Source organism: Methylobacterium sp. J-118 (assembly GCF_057836565.1).
Genome location: NZ_JBYQFA010000001.1, coordinates 4472451 through 4485326, shown reverse-complemented (window position 1 = coordinate 4485326; position 12876 = coordinate 4472451). Strand labels below are relative to the sequence as shown.

The 12876-nt window shown below is 72.9% G+C and carries 12 protein-coding genes; 1 reads left to right on the top strand and 11 read right to left on the bottom strand.

The window, feature by feature from the left end; translation table 11 throughout:
* Positions 1–83: 83 nt before the first annotated feature.
* The 8 genes from AC3IF3_RS21975 to AC3IF3_RS21940 all read right to left on the bottom strand — a co-directional run bounded on the left by AC3IF3_RS21975 (position 84) and on the right by AC3IF3_RS21940 (position 8678).
* Entirely contained in the window at positions 84–1766 is a 1683-nt protein-coding gene (locus AC3IF3_RS21975) for a methyl-accepting chemotaxis protein (protein WP_489231352.1), read from the bottom strand.
* Positions 1767–2055: 289 nt separating this feature from the next.
* On the bottom strand, positions 2056–2658 hold the full coding sequence (locus tag AC3IF3_RS21970) for a pyridoxamine 5'-phosphate oxidase family protein (RefSeq protein WP_489230302.1): 603 nt from the start codon (positions 2656–2658) through the stop codon (positions 2056–2058).
* Positions 2655–2987, bottom strand: a complete 333-nt coding sequence (locus tag AC3IF3_RS21965) for a lipid-A-disaccharide synthase N-terminal domain-containing protein (RefSeq protein ID WP_243969625.1) — start codon at positions 2985–2987, stop codon at positions 2655–2657. The genes AC3IF3_RS21970 and AC3IF3_RS21965 overlap by 4 nt, the downstream gene beginning before the upstream one ends.
* Positions 2981–3766, bottom strand: a complete 786-nt coding sequence (locus AC3IF3_RS21960; RefSeq protein ID WP_489230301.1) for a glycosyltransferase family 2 protein — start codon at positions 3764–3766, stop codon at positions 2981–2983. The genes AC3IF3_RS21965 and AC3IF3_RS21960 overlap by 7 nt, the downstream gene beginning before the upstream one ends.
* A complete protein-coding gene (locus AC3IF3_RS21955) occupies positions 3763–5712 on the bottom strand; it encodes an ArnT family glycosyltransferase (protein ID WP_489230300.1) in 1950 nt (649 codons plus the stop codon). Before AC3IF3_RS21955 ends, AC3IF3_RS21960 begins: the two co-directional genes overlap by 4 nt.
* A 63-nt stretch (positions 5713–5775) precedes the next feature.
* On the bottom strand, positions 5776–7209 hold the full coding sequence (locus AC3IF3_RS21950; protein ID WP_489230299.1) for an MmgE/PrpD family protein: 1434 nt from the start codon (positions 7207–7209) through the stop codon (positions 5776–5778).
* A complete protein-coding gene (metC, locus tag AC3IF3_RS21945) occupies positions 7206–8396 on the bottom strand; it encodes a cystathionine beta-lyase (protein ID WP_243969618.1) in 1191 nt (396 codons plus the stop codon). The genes AC3IF3_RS21950 and metC overlap by 4 nt, the downstream gene beginning before the upstream one ends.
* A gap of 108 nt (positions 8397–8504) precedes the next feature.
* Positions 8505–8678: a hypothetical protein gene (locus tag AC3IF3_RS21940; RefSeq protein WP_243969616.1), complete on the bottom strand. Its 174-nt coding sequence runs from the start codon at positions 8676–8678 to the stop codon at positions 8505–8507.
* 88 nt (positions 8679–8766) lie between these two features.
* On the opposite strand from AC3IF3_RS21940, the gene AC3IF3_RS21935 reads away from it, so the two are divergent.
* Positions 8767–9036, top strand: coding sequence for a hypothetical protein (locus tag AC3IF3_RS21935; protein WP_243969614.1), 270 nt, complete (start codon positions 8767–8769; stop codon positions 9034–9036).
* 60 nt (positions 9037–9096) lie between these two features.
* Here AC3IF3_RS21935 and ntrC read toward each other — a convergent pair whose 3' ends face one another.
* The 3 genes from ntrC to dusB are packed head-to-tail and all read right to left on the bottom strand — an operon-like array spanning position 9097 to position 12775.
* Positions 9097–10563: a nitrogen regulation protein NR(I) gene (ntrC, locus tag AC3IF3_RS21930; RefSeq protein ID WP_489218190.1), complete on the bottom strand. Its 1467-nt coding sequence runs from the start codon at positions 10561–10563 to the stop codon at positions 9097–9099.
* Between the two features lie 47 nt (positions 10564–10610).
* Positions 10611–11753 carry a two-component system sensor histidine kinase NtrB gene (locus AC3IF3_RS21925; RefSeq protein WP_243969610.1) on the bottom strand — a complete coding sequence of 381 codons (1143 nt, stop codon included), beginning with the start codon at positions 11751–11753 and terminating at the stop codon, positions 10611–10613.
* The gene (gene dusB, locus AC3IF3_RS21920) at positions 11750–12775 is read right to left on the bottom strand and encodes a tRNA dihydrouridine synthase DusB (RefSeq protein ID WP_489230298.1); all 1026 of its coding nucleotides are present in this window, start codon (positions 12773–12775) and stop codon (positions 11750–11752) included. The genes AC3IF3_RS21925 and dusB overlap by 4 nt, the downstream gene beginning before the upstream one ends.
* Between the last annotated feature and the right edge of the window lie 101 nt (positions 12776–12876).

Below are 12876 nucleotides of genomic sequence, written 5' to 3'. Positions count from 1 at the left end.
CAGCCGGGTGCCGGGGCTTTAGCCCGGGGCCGCGGCCCCGGTCAGGTGGGGCGGCGCAGGGCTGCCATCCCGGCGACCGGCGCTCAGGCGGCCCGGAGCGTGGCGAGGAAGCGCCGCACCTCGCCGCCGAGATCCTCCGACTGGCACGCCAGCGCGGCGGCGGCGGCCAGGACCTGATCGGCGGCCGCGCCGGTCGCCTCCGACGCCTCGGCCACGCCCGCCATGTTGCCGGTGACCTCGCTGGTGCCGGTGGCGGCCTGCGCGACGTTGCGGACGATCTCCTGGGTGGCGGCGCCCTGCTCCTCCACGGCGGCTGCGATCGAGGAGGCCACCATGTCGATCTCGCGGATCCGCGCCGTGATCGTGGCGATTACCGAGACCGCCTGGCCGGTCGCCCCCTGGATGCGGCCGATCTGCTCGGAAATGTCGCCGGTCGCCCGGGCCGCCTGGGCGGCGAGCACCTTGACCTCCCCCGCCACGACCGCGAAGCCGCGGCCGGCCTCCCCGGCCCGGGCCGCCTCGATGGTGGCGTTCAGCGCCAGGAGGTTGGTCTGGCTCGCGATGGCGGCGATCAGCTCCACGACGGTGCCGACCTTGGCGGCGGCGGCGCTGAGGTCCTGCACCAGGGCGGCGGTCCGGGCGGCCTCCGAGACGGCGTTCTGCGCGAGCGTCGCGGAGCCGCTGACCTGCCGGCCGATCTCCAGGACCGAGGAGCCGAGCTGCTCGGCCGCGCTCGCCACCGTGTTGACGTTGGCGGCGGCCTGCTCGGCGGCGGCGGCCACGGTGGTGGACCGGTCGGCGGTCCGCGCGGCGGTCTCGGTCATGGTCCGGGCGGTGGCCTGCAAGGTGGCCACCGAGGCGGAGACCAGGCCGATGATCCGGCCGACCGTGTCCTCGAAGCCGCCGGCGAGCTCCAGCAGGGTCCGGCTGCGCGCGGCGGCGGCCGCCTCGTCCGTCAGCCGTTTGCTCTCGGCCCGCTCGGCCGCGTTGCCGGTGACCAGCGCCTTGATGCCCTCCACGGCCTTGCCGATGGCGCCGATCTCGTCCCCGCGCCGCGCCTCCGGAACCTCGGTGCCGAGGTCCCCCTGCGCCATCGCCTTCAGGGCGGCCGTCAGCCGGCCGAGGGGGCGCGTGACGCCGAAATTCACCACCAGCAGGCCGACCAGGATGCTCGCCGCGATGCCGCCCGCCGGCAGGCCGATCACCCAGAACAGGGTGGTCTGCGTCTCCGCACCCAGCGTCGCGGACCCCGTCTGGATCGCCGCGCCCAGGTCGTCGGCGAAGGTATCGAGTTCGGCAAACAGCGTCTTCTGGAGGGGATCCACCTTCCTGTGGGCGAGGGTCAGCGCCTGGGCGCTCATGCCCTTCTTGACCATCGCGCACATCTCGCCCGTGAGCGTGACGTAGCTGTCGAGCAGAGCCGCGATCCGGTCGGTCCGCTCGTGGAAGGCCGGCGCGTTCCGGCGCACGCCATCCACGAGCTTCGCGGCTTCGGCCGGCAGCGGCTCGAAGGCGGCGCCGATCCGGTCCGACTCGCCCGGATCGGCCTCGCCGAGGGCGCGGAAGGCGACGTAGCTCATCTGATAGACGACGCGGCCGAGGCGCGCGGCCATCGTGGCCGCCGTGGCGTCGTTCTCCAGATAGGCGTTATAGGCCGCGTCGACCGCGACCGTACGCTTCGAGATATACCATAGATACCCGACGGAATTGGCAGCAATAAAAGCAAAGGCGAATGCAATCTTCAGGGAGATTGAATTTTTCAACAAACGATGCACGGCCGATGCTCAGGTCGGATGCAGCTTAGATCCGGCAAACTAACCAAGTCGATAACAATGCTGAACCCTGGCACGGTTCGGCTCGAAAATGAGACGCTGCCAACAGGTGCACTATCTTGAGATGGCAATGCGCTTGACGATGCAACTTTCAGCGCAGAACGTTGCCACGCTCCGATTCTGCTGACGGATCCTGCGCGGATACGGGACGCGACACAGGCCCGGGCGGGCTCCGGCGGCCGTCCGGCCCCATCGTCCGTGGTGCCTTCGCGAATCGGGCGCCTCAGGGCGCGCGCCACGCCCCGTGCCAGCCGGCCTCGCGCCGGTCCCACGCCGCCCGGCGGTGGCCGCGCCGGTCGAGGTAGAGGAAGTCCAGCCGCTCGGCCCGGACCAGCACGGCGGCGAAGTTCGGGCGGCCGGTCGCGGCGGCGGAGGTCTCGTCCGGCAGCGCGTAGGCGCCCCCCGCCGGGAGTGCGGTCCCGGGGCCGGGCTCGGCCCCGTAGCAGACCCGGCTCATCGCCCGGGATCCGTCCCAGGCCGCCTCGGCCACGGCGTCGTCGGTGTGCAGCGTGGCGCGGCCCTCGACGCGGATCTGGACCTTCGCGGCCGCGTCATAGGCGGCGAGCGCGCAGGCCGATTTCGCGCCGAGCTCGGCCGCCTTGTCGGAGCGGCGGTCGCAGTGGAACCGGAGGGTGCCGGATTCCGGGTCGGCGGCGCGCAGCACCACGGTGCGCAGCCGCGGCGCGCCGTCCGGGCCGATCGTCGCCAGGGCCGGCAGATGGAATCCGCCGCGGCCCTGCGCGGCGCCCTCGGCCAGGAGCCGCCACGCCTCGGCGAAGGTGGCGTCGAGGTCGTCGTAGAAGGCGGGCAGCGGCGCGCGGATCACGCGGCCCCCCGCTTCCGCCGGTGCTCGCGAAAGATCAGCGCGAGGTTGCGCAGATAGATGCCGGTGGAGAGACCCTGGCCGATGATGATCACCGGCTCGCGCCGCACGAAGCCGTAGACCAGGGTCATCAGGCCGCCGAGGATCGACAGGAACCAGAACGACAGCGGCATCACGCTCCGCCCCGCCCGCTCGCTGGCGATCCATTGCAGGATGAAGCGCGAGCCGAACACCAGCTGGGCGACGATGCCGAAGACCAACCAGAAATCCATCCGCGTGACGAACACGTCGTAGAAGTAGTCCGGCAGGTCGTGGGCGAGCTGGATCAGCATCCGACATCCTGGTCTGCCGGCGCGGGGGCCGGGATCGCGATCTCCGCCGGCCGCGGATCCGCGCGCTTGCGCCGGATCAGCCACCAGACGCCCGCGAGATCGAGGAGCCCGACCCAGAGACGGTCGAACAGCCCGTAATTGGAGACCCCCGTCAGGCGGGGCCGGTCGACCACGTCCCGGTGGACCACCGAAAACCCCTCCCGCGCCACTAGGGCCGGCATGAACCGGTGCAGGGCGTCGAAATAGGGCAGCCGGAGGTAGACGGCCCGGCGGAACACCTTGAGACCGCAGCCGGTGTCGCGGGTGGAATCCTTCAGAATCCGCCCGCGCACGCCGTTGGCGATGCGCGACTGGAGCATCTTGAAGCGCCCGTCCCGGCGCCCGCGCCGCTGGCCCTGGGCGAGCCCGGTCCCGGGGCCGGCCGCGTCCAGGGCGGCGAGCAGGATCGGGATGAAGGCGGGGTCGTTCTGGCCGTCGCCGTCGAGGGTCGCGACGGTGTCGCCCCTCGCCGCCAGGACGCCGCTGCGCACGGCGGCGGACTGGCCGCCGCTCCGGGCGTGGCGCAGGACCCGCAACCAGGGCCGCCCCGCCCGCGCCGCCGCGAGGGCCGCCGGGGTGCCGTCGGTGGAGCCGTCATCGACATAGATCAACTCGAAGGCGAGACCCGCGCAGGCGGCCGCGATCTCCGCCACGAGGGGCGCGATGTTGCCGGCCTCGTTTCGCACCGGCACGACGACGCTGAGCCGCGGGCCGTCGCCGAGCTGCGGGGCATCGTTCACGGGGTCACCGCGTAGGCCGTCACGAAGACCCGCCGGCCGGTGTTGAGATTGAAGCCCTCGACCTCGGCCTGCGGTGCCGGCGCCCCGCGCCCCACCGGCCAGGCCGCGTTGAACTCGTCCCGGTCCCGGGCCTCGACGAACAGCAGCCGGCAGCCGCCACCCTCCAGGAAGTCCCGGGCGGCGGGGCCGTCCGGCGGCAGGACGAGCCCGGTGCCGATCAGGAACACCAGGCTCGGCTCCCGGTAGCCGAGGCTCGCCACGCGCGGGTCTGCGCAGGGCATCCGGTCCCGCAGGGCGGCGAGACGCGGTGAGACCTTGAGGGCGGGCAGCGACAGCTGCGCCACGCCCAGCACCGCCGGCCCGAGCAGGGCGGAGGCCAGCACGCCGAGCACCAGGGCGCGCTCGGCGGAGCCCTGCGCGAAGGCGAGCCACGCCAGCGCCGCCACCGCGCAGGCGGCGGCGAGCAGCGGCAGCGCCGGCCAGGGGATCGTGTGGCCGTCGAGGCGCCACCCGACCACGCACAGGCCGAGGGTCAATCCGACCGGGATCGCCGGCACCAGCAAAGCGGTCAGGCGCGCGCCGCGCAGCCGCGGGTCCAGCGCCCCCCGCGACAGCGCCAGCAGGGTCAGGATCGCCAGCCAGGGCATCAGCGGCAGGACGTAGTGGGGCAGCTTGGTCGGCACCGCCTCGAAGATCAGCCAGGCCGGCAGCACCGTGGCGATCAGGAACGCCACCGCGGGTTCGCGCCGCGCCCGCCACGCGAAGGGGAGGCTCATGGCGGCGAAGGCCGCCCCCGGCCAGAAGGTGGCGAAGACAGCGAGCGCGTAGGCGCCGGGCGGCCCCCAGTGCCGCTCGGCCGCGCCGCCGAGCTTGCCGAGCATGTCGTGCCCGACCGCCTCGGCGTAGAAGGCGCCGCCGCTCTTCCAGGCGATGGCGGCGAACCAGGGGGCCACGATCACCAGCGTCAGGGCGAGGCCCGGCAGCGGCCGCAGCGGCAGCAGCCAGCGCCCGGAGCGCGCCACGGCCGACAATCCGAGCGCCGGGAGGGCGACGAAGAGCGGGACCATCGGGCCTTTCACGAGGATGCCGACGGCCATCCCGAGCCAGAAGGCCGCGAAGACGGCGCGCCCGGGCGCATGCGCCCTCCCTCCCCCCTCTGCGGGGCTCCCATGTTCGCGCTGCGGCGTCTGCCAAGCGCGACCGGCCCCCTCTCCCGTGCGGGAGAGGGGACTTGCGCCCCGTTCTGCGACCGCGTCCCCGCGCGGGATGCGCAGATCCCGTCGCTCTGCGGGGGCAGAGAGAGGTGCGTATCGCCGGCCGTCGGCCTCGTTCGTCGGCGTTGTGAGCCGGTCGTCGGCGCGCAGGCGGAGCGGATGCGCGGCCAGCCAGACCCGGGCCAGCGCCCCGAGGCTTGCCGTGGCGCAGGCGGCGAGCAGCGCGTCGGTCTTGGCGAGATGCGCCTCGGCCGTGAGCATCAGGCTGGCGCCGAAGAGGGCGGCGGCCAGCAGCGCCGACCGCCGGGGCAGGACGGCGAGCGCCGCCCAGTAGGCCAGCAGCACCGAGGCGGCGGCGCCGATCAGCGAGGGGATGCGGTAGAGGGCGATCTGCGTGCGCGCCCCCGGCACGCCGAGCGCTTCGCCTGCCGCCACCGCGGCGGCCTGCGCCCAGTAGATCCCGACCGGCTTCTTGTTCCGCGCCTCGCCCTGGAAGCGGATATTCACCAGATCGCCGGTCTCCAGCATCTGCTTCGAGGCCTGGGCGAAGCGCGGCTCGTCCCGGTCCATCGGCTGCAGCGAGATCTGGCCCGGCAGGAACAGGATCAGGCACAGCGCGATCAGGGCCGCCACGGCCCGGGCGTGGGTGAGGCTCAGGGCGTCGAGCCCGCGCCCGATCCGGTCGGCGGGGGCGAGGCGCGCGGGGCCGCCGGCGGAGAGGCTCGTGGTCATGCCAGGCCGGTCAATCAGGATCGTGCGGGCGCGTCAAATGCACCGCCGCGCGGTTCGTCGGCCTCAGGCGGTCAGGAGGGGCCGCAATGCGCGCATGTCGGCGACCGTCTCGAGGGCGTTGACCTGCGCGATCAGGCGCTCGGTCGCGTCCGGGCCGAGCACCGGTGCCATCAGGTCCCGCGCCTTGGCGTTCACCGCCTCCGTGCTCAGCGGATTCTCCTTGGTGCCGGGGGGATGCCGGGTGTGGTGCTCGACGATCCGGCCGTCCGCCAGGGTCATCGTCACCACGGCGCCCCGCGGGGCGGCGGGGTCCATCAGGGCCGGATCGCCCGCCAGCTCGACCTTGGCCTGCTCGGCCGCGATCACGGGATCGTGCATCAGGCCGGCATCGTGGCTGTCGGCGAAGGAGACCGCGCCCTTGACCAGCGCCAGGGCGACGAGGTGCTGGCAGCTGACATCGGGCATGGCGCTCGACCCGACGATGCCGACCGCGTCGGTGGGCAGCCGCACCAGGATGTGCCGCACGGCCTCGGGCGTCAGGCCGTATTGCCGGCGCAGCGTCAGGGTCGCGTCCAGAGGCGACTGGATCGGGTAGCCGACCGAATAGGTCTTGATCGCCGTCTCGGTGACGAAGAAGCGGCTGCCCAGCCCCTCCAGCATCAGCTCCGGCCTCGGCGCGGTGGAGAGGGCGTTCAGCAGGTTGTGGCGGCCGTCGAGCACGTCGGCGACGCCGGTCAGCCCGGCCTCGACCATGCCCACCGCCGTGACGCCGTTGCGCGCGCCCATACCGGCGAAGTCGAAGGCCTTCTCGACATGGTCGTGGTCGCGCACCCAGCTCCACAGGCCGGAGACCTGCTGGGCCCCGTAGGAGAGCGCGAAGCGCATGCCGCGCTCGTCGAGGCGGGCCAGGGCGGCGGCGGCGCCCAGCGCCCCGAAGGTGGAACTGGTGCCCTCGGCGCTGCGATGGGTGCCGCGCACGAGGTCGGGTCCGAGCGCCAGCAGCAGGCGGCAGCAGAGATCGTAGCCGAGCGCCACGGCCCGGACGAACTCGGCGCCGGAATTCCCGTGCTGCTCGGCGAGCGCCAGGGCCGCCGGCACGGTGGCGCAGCCGGGATGGGCCTTGGTCACCGGCTCGAAATCGTCGGTCTCGTCGGCATGGGCGCACATGGCGTTGGCCAGCGCCGCGTTCACCGTGGTGGTCCGGAAGCCGGAGGCCACGACCCCCGCCTGCTCGGCGCCGCCGAGGGTTCGGACGTAAGTCAGCGCCATCTCACCCGGCCGCATCCGGGCACCCGAGACCATGGCGGCCAGGGTGTCGAGGATCCGGTGCTTGCAGGCGGTCAGCACCTCGGGCGGCAGGTCTTGCCCCCGGGCGGCCGCCATGTAGCGGGCGAGCCGCCCGGTCACATCCGTCTCCGCGGCGGTCACGGGAAGGCCACCCGCGAGGGTGAGCGCCCCAACGCCCTGGATCAGACGGCGCCGGGTCGGCGCGCTCACGCGGCCGCCCGCAGGCGCGCGAAGCCGGCGTCGAGATCGGCCTTGAGGTCGGCCACGTCCTCGAGCCCGATGTGGAAGCGCAGGGCCGGTCCGCCGGGCGCCCATTGCGTGGCGGTCCGGTAGCCGGCGCAGTCGAACGGGATCACGAGGCTCTCGAAGCCCCCCCAGGAGAAGCCCATCCCGAACAGCTCCAACCCGTCCAGCATCGCGGCCAGAGCCGCCTCGGGGACGGGCTTCAGGATCACCCCGAACAGCCCGGAGGCGCCGGAGAAGTCGCGCGTCCAGATGGCGTGGCCGGGATCCTCCGGCAGGCCGGGATGGAGCACCCGCAGCACCTCGGGCCGCGCCTGGAGCCAGCGGGCCATCTCCAGCCCGGCGCGGCCGTGCTCGCGCAGCCGCAGCGCCATGGTCCGCATGCCGCGCAACGCCAGGAAGATGTCCTCCGCGCCGGCACACATGGCGAAATGGTCGAAGGTCCGGCGCACGGCCGGGAAGTACTGGGCGTTGGCCGAGGTCAGCCCGATCAGCAGGTCGGAGCCGCCGCTCAGGTACTTGGTCCCGGCCTCCACGGCGATGTCGACGCCCCGTTCGTGCGGCGGGAACAGCAGCGGCGTCGCCCAGGTGTTGTCCATGATCACGCAGGCGCCGCCGGCATGCGCCACCGCGGCGATGGCCGGGACGTCCTGCATCTCGAAGCTCTGCGAGCCGGGCGCCTCGACCAGCACGGCCTTCGTGTTCGGCCGCATCAGGTCGGCGATGCCGGCTCCCACGGTGGGGTCATAGTAGGTGACCGCGACACCGAAGCGGGCCAGCACACCGTCGCAGAACTGCCGGGTCGGCCGGTAGGCGGAATCGGTCACGAGAAGGTGGTCCCCCGCCGAGACCGCGGCCATCAGCGCGACGGTGAGGGCCGCGAGGCCGGAGGGCGTCACGACGGTGCCGGCCGCGCCGGCGAGTTCCGTCCAGGCGCCGGTCAGCGCGTCCATCGTGGGCGTCGCCGAGGTGCCGTAATTGTAGCGCCCGCGCCGGTGCTTGATCGCGTCGTAGGTCGGGTAGAGGACCGTGGAGCCGCGGTAGATCGGCGTGTTGACGAAACCGTGCTGCTCGCCCGGATCCCGGCCCGCATGGACGAGGCGCGTCGCGGGGGCGAAACTCTGCTTGGACTCGGGCGAGGGCTTCAGGGACATCGGGGACCGGGGCTCGCGTCGGGAAGGCGCCGCACGAAGCGCCCGGCGCCGGGCGAGGTCAAGCCTAGGCGGACCGTGCGAAAGTCCGGGCGCGCCGGGGTTTCCGCCTTAGGCCGTCTCGGGCGGATCGGAGGCTGCGGCCTCCTCGTAAGCTTGCATCCAGCCGGCATAGTCCTCGGAGCCCTCCGGATAGGGACATTCGCTCACGGGCTTGCCGTAGAGGCGCGCGTTGCGACCCTGGATGAACGGGCTGTCGCTCGCGGTGGCCTGGACGTTGGTCAATATCGCCTCCCGAAGATTTGGGGTGGGGCTTCGTTAACGGCCCCGCGCCTATTCTGTTGCCGTCTCAAGTCGCGTCCCGGGTCATCGCGTGCCTGTCCTGCGTTCCCTCTTCGGCGGCGTCCTGATCCTGGCCTCGACGGCGATCGTCGTGTTCGTCAGCGCCGACCGGCTCGCCCATCTGGCGCCCAGTCCGGTGGTGCGCGCGGCCCAGGTCGAGCCGTCCGCCACCGGTTCGCTGCCGGCGCCGGCCAAGGCCGCGCCCGCGCCGAAGCCGGCCATGCCGAGCATCCCGAATGGGTTCGACACGGAGCGGCTCCACGCGCTGATGCGCGGCGATCCGATCCTGCCGCGGCGCTGACCGGGTGTCTCGGGGCTCCGCGCCCCGAACCCCGCCGACGCGCTCGGCCTTCGTGACCCTCTACCGGGCCGTGCGGAACACCTGGAGGTCGAGGTCGCGGACCTTCTTGCGCAGGGTGTTGCGGTTGACCCCGAGCAGCTCCGCCGCGCGGATCTGATTGCCGCGGGTGGCGGCGAGCGCCGCGCCGATCAGCGGGCCTTCGATCTCCCGCAGGATCCGGTGATACAGCCCGGGGGGCGGCAGCGTGTCCCGGTAACCCGAGAAATAGTCCGAGAGGTGCCGCTCCACCGCGCTGGACAGGCTCTCGGCATCGGCGCCGGACTTGCGCGCCCCGCCGTTGAGGGCCGGCGTCGAGGGCGTCGCCAGCGGCAGGGTGTCGAGCTCCGCCTCGATCACCGGGCCGGTGATCGTCTCCTGCGGGTAGAGGGCGGCGAGCCGCCGGACGAGGTTCTCCAGCTCGCGGACGTTGCCGGGCCAGCGGTAGCGCTTGAGCCGCTCCATGGCGTCGCCGTCGAGCATCTTGCGGGTCAGACCCTCGCGCTCGACCTGTACGAAGAAGTGGCGGACGAGGTCCGGCACGTCCTCCGAGCGCTCGCGCAGGGCCGGCAGCCGCAGGGGCACGACGTTCAGGCGGAAGAACAGGTCCTCGCGGAAGATGCCCTGCTGGATCGAGACCCGCAGGTCCTTGTTGGTGGCCGCGATGATCCGGACGTTGGTGCGGATCGGGACGCGTCCGCCCACCGTGGTGTACTCGCCCTGCTGGAGGACGCGCAGCAGCCGGGTCTGCGCCTCCATGGGCATGTCGCCGATCTCGTCGAGGAACAGCGTGCCGCCCTCGGCCTGCTCGAAGCGGCCGGCGGAGCGCTGGAGGGCGCCGGTGAAGGCCCCCTTCTCGTGGCCGAACAGCTCGGACTCGATCAGGTCCCGCGGGATCGCCGCCATGTTGACGGGCACGAACGGGCCGGTGCGGCGGCGGCCGTAATCGTGCAGCGCCCGCGCCACCAGCTCCTTGCCGGTGCCGGATTCGCCGGTGATCATCACCGTGAGGTCGGTGGGCATCAGCCGGGCGAGCGCCCGGTAGATCTCCTGCATGGCCGGGGAGCGCCCGACCAGCGGGATGTCCTCGTTCTCGGGCGGTCCGCCGGGGGCGGGCGCCCCGCGCGGACGGGAGAGGGCGCGGCCCACGATGGCGATCAGCTCCTTCAGGTCGAAGGGCTTCGGCAGGTACTCGTAGGCACCCCGCTCCGAGGCGCGGATCGCCGTCATGAAGGTGTTCTGCGCGCTCATCACGATGATCGGCAGTTCCGGCCGCACCCGCTTGATGCGCGGCAGCAGGTCGAACACGTTCTCGTCGGGCATGACCACGTCGGTGATGACGAGGTCGCCCTCCCCCTGCGCGACCCAGCGCCAGAGGGTCGCGCAATTGCCCGTCGAGCGGACCTCGTAGCCCGCCCGGGACAGCGCCTGGTTCAGCACGGTGCGGATGGCAGCGTCGTCGTCGGCGACGATGATGTGGCCGTTCGGCATGACTCTCTACTCAGACCTCCGACGGGGAGCCGACTCACAAAACGTGATCATGGGTCGACCGCCGATTCGCGCCCGTCCCGGGCACTCGACATCGGCAGAAGGATGCGGAACGTCGTGCGGCGGGGGGCGGGATCGCACTCGACGATGCCTCCGTGATCGCCGACGATCTTGGCCACCAATGCAAGACCGAGGCCGGAGCCCTGCGCCTTGGTGGTGACGAATGGGTCGAACAGGTCGGGCAGGAGATCGGCCGAGATGCCCGGGCCGTTGTCGCGGATCGCGACCTCGATCGGCAGGCTGACCCGCTCCCGGGAGCCCGGCACCTGGAGGCGCAGGCCGGTCCGGAAGGCGGTCGACAGGGTGATCTCGCCCTCGACCGCGTCCTGGCCGATCGCCTCGGCGGCGTTCTTCACGAGGTTCAGGATCACCTGGATCAGCTGGTCGCGGCTGCCCAGCACCGGCGGCAGCGACGGGTCGTAGGTCTCGACGAAGCGGATGTGCCGGGCGAACCCCGACTGCGCGGAGCGCTTCACCTGGTCGAGCACCCCGTGGACGTTGACGGCGCCGCGATCGGCCGGACGCTCGTCGCCAAACAGCTCCATGCGCTCGACGATCCGGACGATCCGGTCGGACTCGTCGCAGATCAGCCGGGTGAGCAGCCGGTCCTCCTCGGCGCCGGTGCTCTCCAGGAGCTGCGCGGCACCGCGGATCCCGGCCAGCGGGTTCTTGATCTCGTGGGCCAGCATCGCGCCGAGCGCCACCATCGAGCGCGCGGCGCCGCGATGGGTGAGCTGGCGGTTCATCTTGTCGGCGATGGTGCGCTCCTGGAGCATCATCACCACGGCGTCGCCGTCGTCGCCCAGCGGGGTCGCGAACACGTCGACGCTGCGCTCCAGCCCGAGCCGGGGCTGGGTCAGCTCCACCCGGTACTCGCTGACGCTGGCGCGGCGGCGGCGCACCTCGGTCACCAGGGCGATGATCGGCGAGGCGAAGGGGATGATGTCGCGCAGGCGGCGGCGCTGCATCAGCCGTGCGGAATAGTCGAAGAACGCCTCCGCGGCGTGGTTGCAGTGGAGGATCCGCTCGTCGCCGCCGATGGTCAGGACCGGCAGCGGCAGGGCGTTGAGCACGGCCTCGGCGGCCGTGTCGCGCCGGCTCTCCGGCTCCTGCAGAACGGGTTCGTCGCTCATGCGGCCTCCCGGATCGGATCCTGCGCCCCGGCGAAGGCCTGGGCCAGCAGCGTCAGCGCGGCGTCGGGATCGGCGGTGGTGAGGAGCGCGGTACGCTCCGCCGGGTCCAGGCCCCCGCCGGTCTCGGCGTAGGCGGCGAGGTGCTTGCGCGCGTGGCGCACGCCCATGGCGCGGCCGTAGAGGGACAGGAGCCCGGCATAATGCTCGGCCGCCAGGGCGGCCTGCTCGGCCCGCGACGGCGCCGGGGCCGGCCGGCCGGCGAGCGCCGCCGCGACCTGACCGACCAGCCAGGGACGGCCCGTGGCGGCCCGGCCGATCATCACCCCCGCGGCCGACGATTCCGCCAGGCAGGCCCGGGCGCCGGCGAGGTCGGTCACGTCGCCGTTGGCGATCACCGGGATCGACACCGCCTCCACCACCGCGCGGATCGCGGCCCAGTCGGCCGTGCCCGTGTAGAATTGCTGCCGGGTCCGGCCGTGGACCGTGACGGCGTTGAGCCCGAGGCGCTCGGCGCGGGCCGCGAGGTCGGCGGCGTTGCGACTCGCATCGTCCCAGCCCAGGCGCATCTTGACCGTCACCGGCACCGAGACCGCCCCGCGTACCGCGGCGAGCAGCCGCGTCGCATGGTCGAGGTCGCGCATCAAGGCCGAGCCCGAGGCGATCCCGGTGACGATCTTGGCCGGGCAACCCATGTTCACGTCGATCACGTCGGCGCCCCCGGCCTCCGCGAGCCGCGCGGCCTCGGCCATCGGCCCGACCTCGCAGCCCGCGAGCTGGACCACGTGGAGATCGACGCCGGAGCCCTCCGCGCGCAGGACCGCCTCGCCGGCGCCGCGGGCGAGCTCGCGCGCCGCCACCATCTCGGAGACCACGGCATCGGCGCCGCAGCGGCGGGCGATCCGGCGCATGTGCAGGTCGGTGACGCCGGACAGGGGGGCGAGCAGGCAGAGCGGAGCGCGCTCCCCCTCCCCGTCCACGGGTCGTCCCCGGCGCAGCGCGCTCAAATAATGATCAGTCGCCATTCTGCACAACAATGAGGCAAACGCGGCCCGCTGGCAAGCGGGGCGACGCGTTGATTTCGGGCCCTCCCCCGCTTAAACGACGGGCATCCTCACCGGCAGGG

What these genes read in the sequence shown, in the direction of transcription:
- AC3IF3_RS21965 (WP_243969625.1), bottom strand. Translation starts at nt 2,987, where the DNA reads ATGCTGATCCAGCTCGCCCACGACCTGCCGGACTACTTCTACGACGTG.
- AC3IF3_RS21955 (WP_489230300.1), bottom strand. Translation starts at nt 5,712, where the DNA reads ATGACCACGAGCCTCTCCGCCGGCGGCCCCGCGCGCCTCGCCCCCGCC.
- metC (WP_243969618.1), bottom strand. Translation starts at nt 8,396, where the DNA reads ATGTCCCTGAAGCCCTCGCCCGAGTCCAAGCAGAGTTTCGCCCCCGCG.
- ntrC (WP_489218190.1), bottom strand. Translation starts at nt 10,563, where the DNA reads ATGCCGAACGGCCACATCATCGTCGCCGACGACGACGCTGCCATCCGC.
- AC3IF3_RS21925 (WP_243969610.1), bottom strand. Translation starts at nt 11,753, where the DNA reads ATGAGCGACGAACCCGTTCTGCAGGAGCCGGAGAGCCGGCGCGACACG.
- dusB (WP_489230298.1), bottom strand. Translation starts at nt 12,775, where the DNA reads ATGGCGACTGATCATTATTTGAGCGCGCTGCGCCGGGGACGACCCGTG.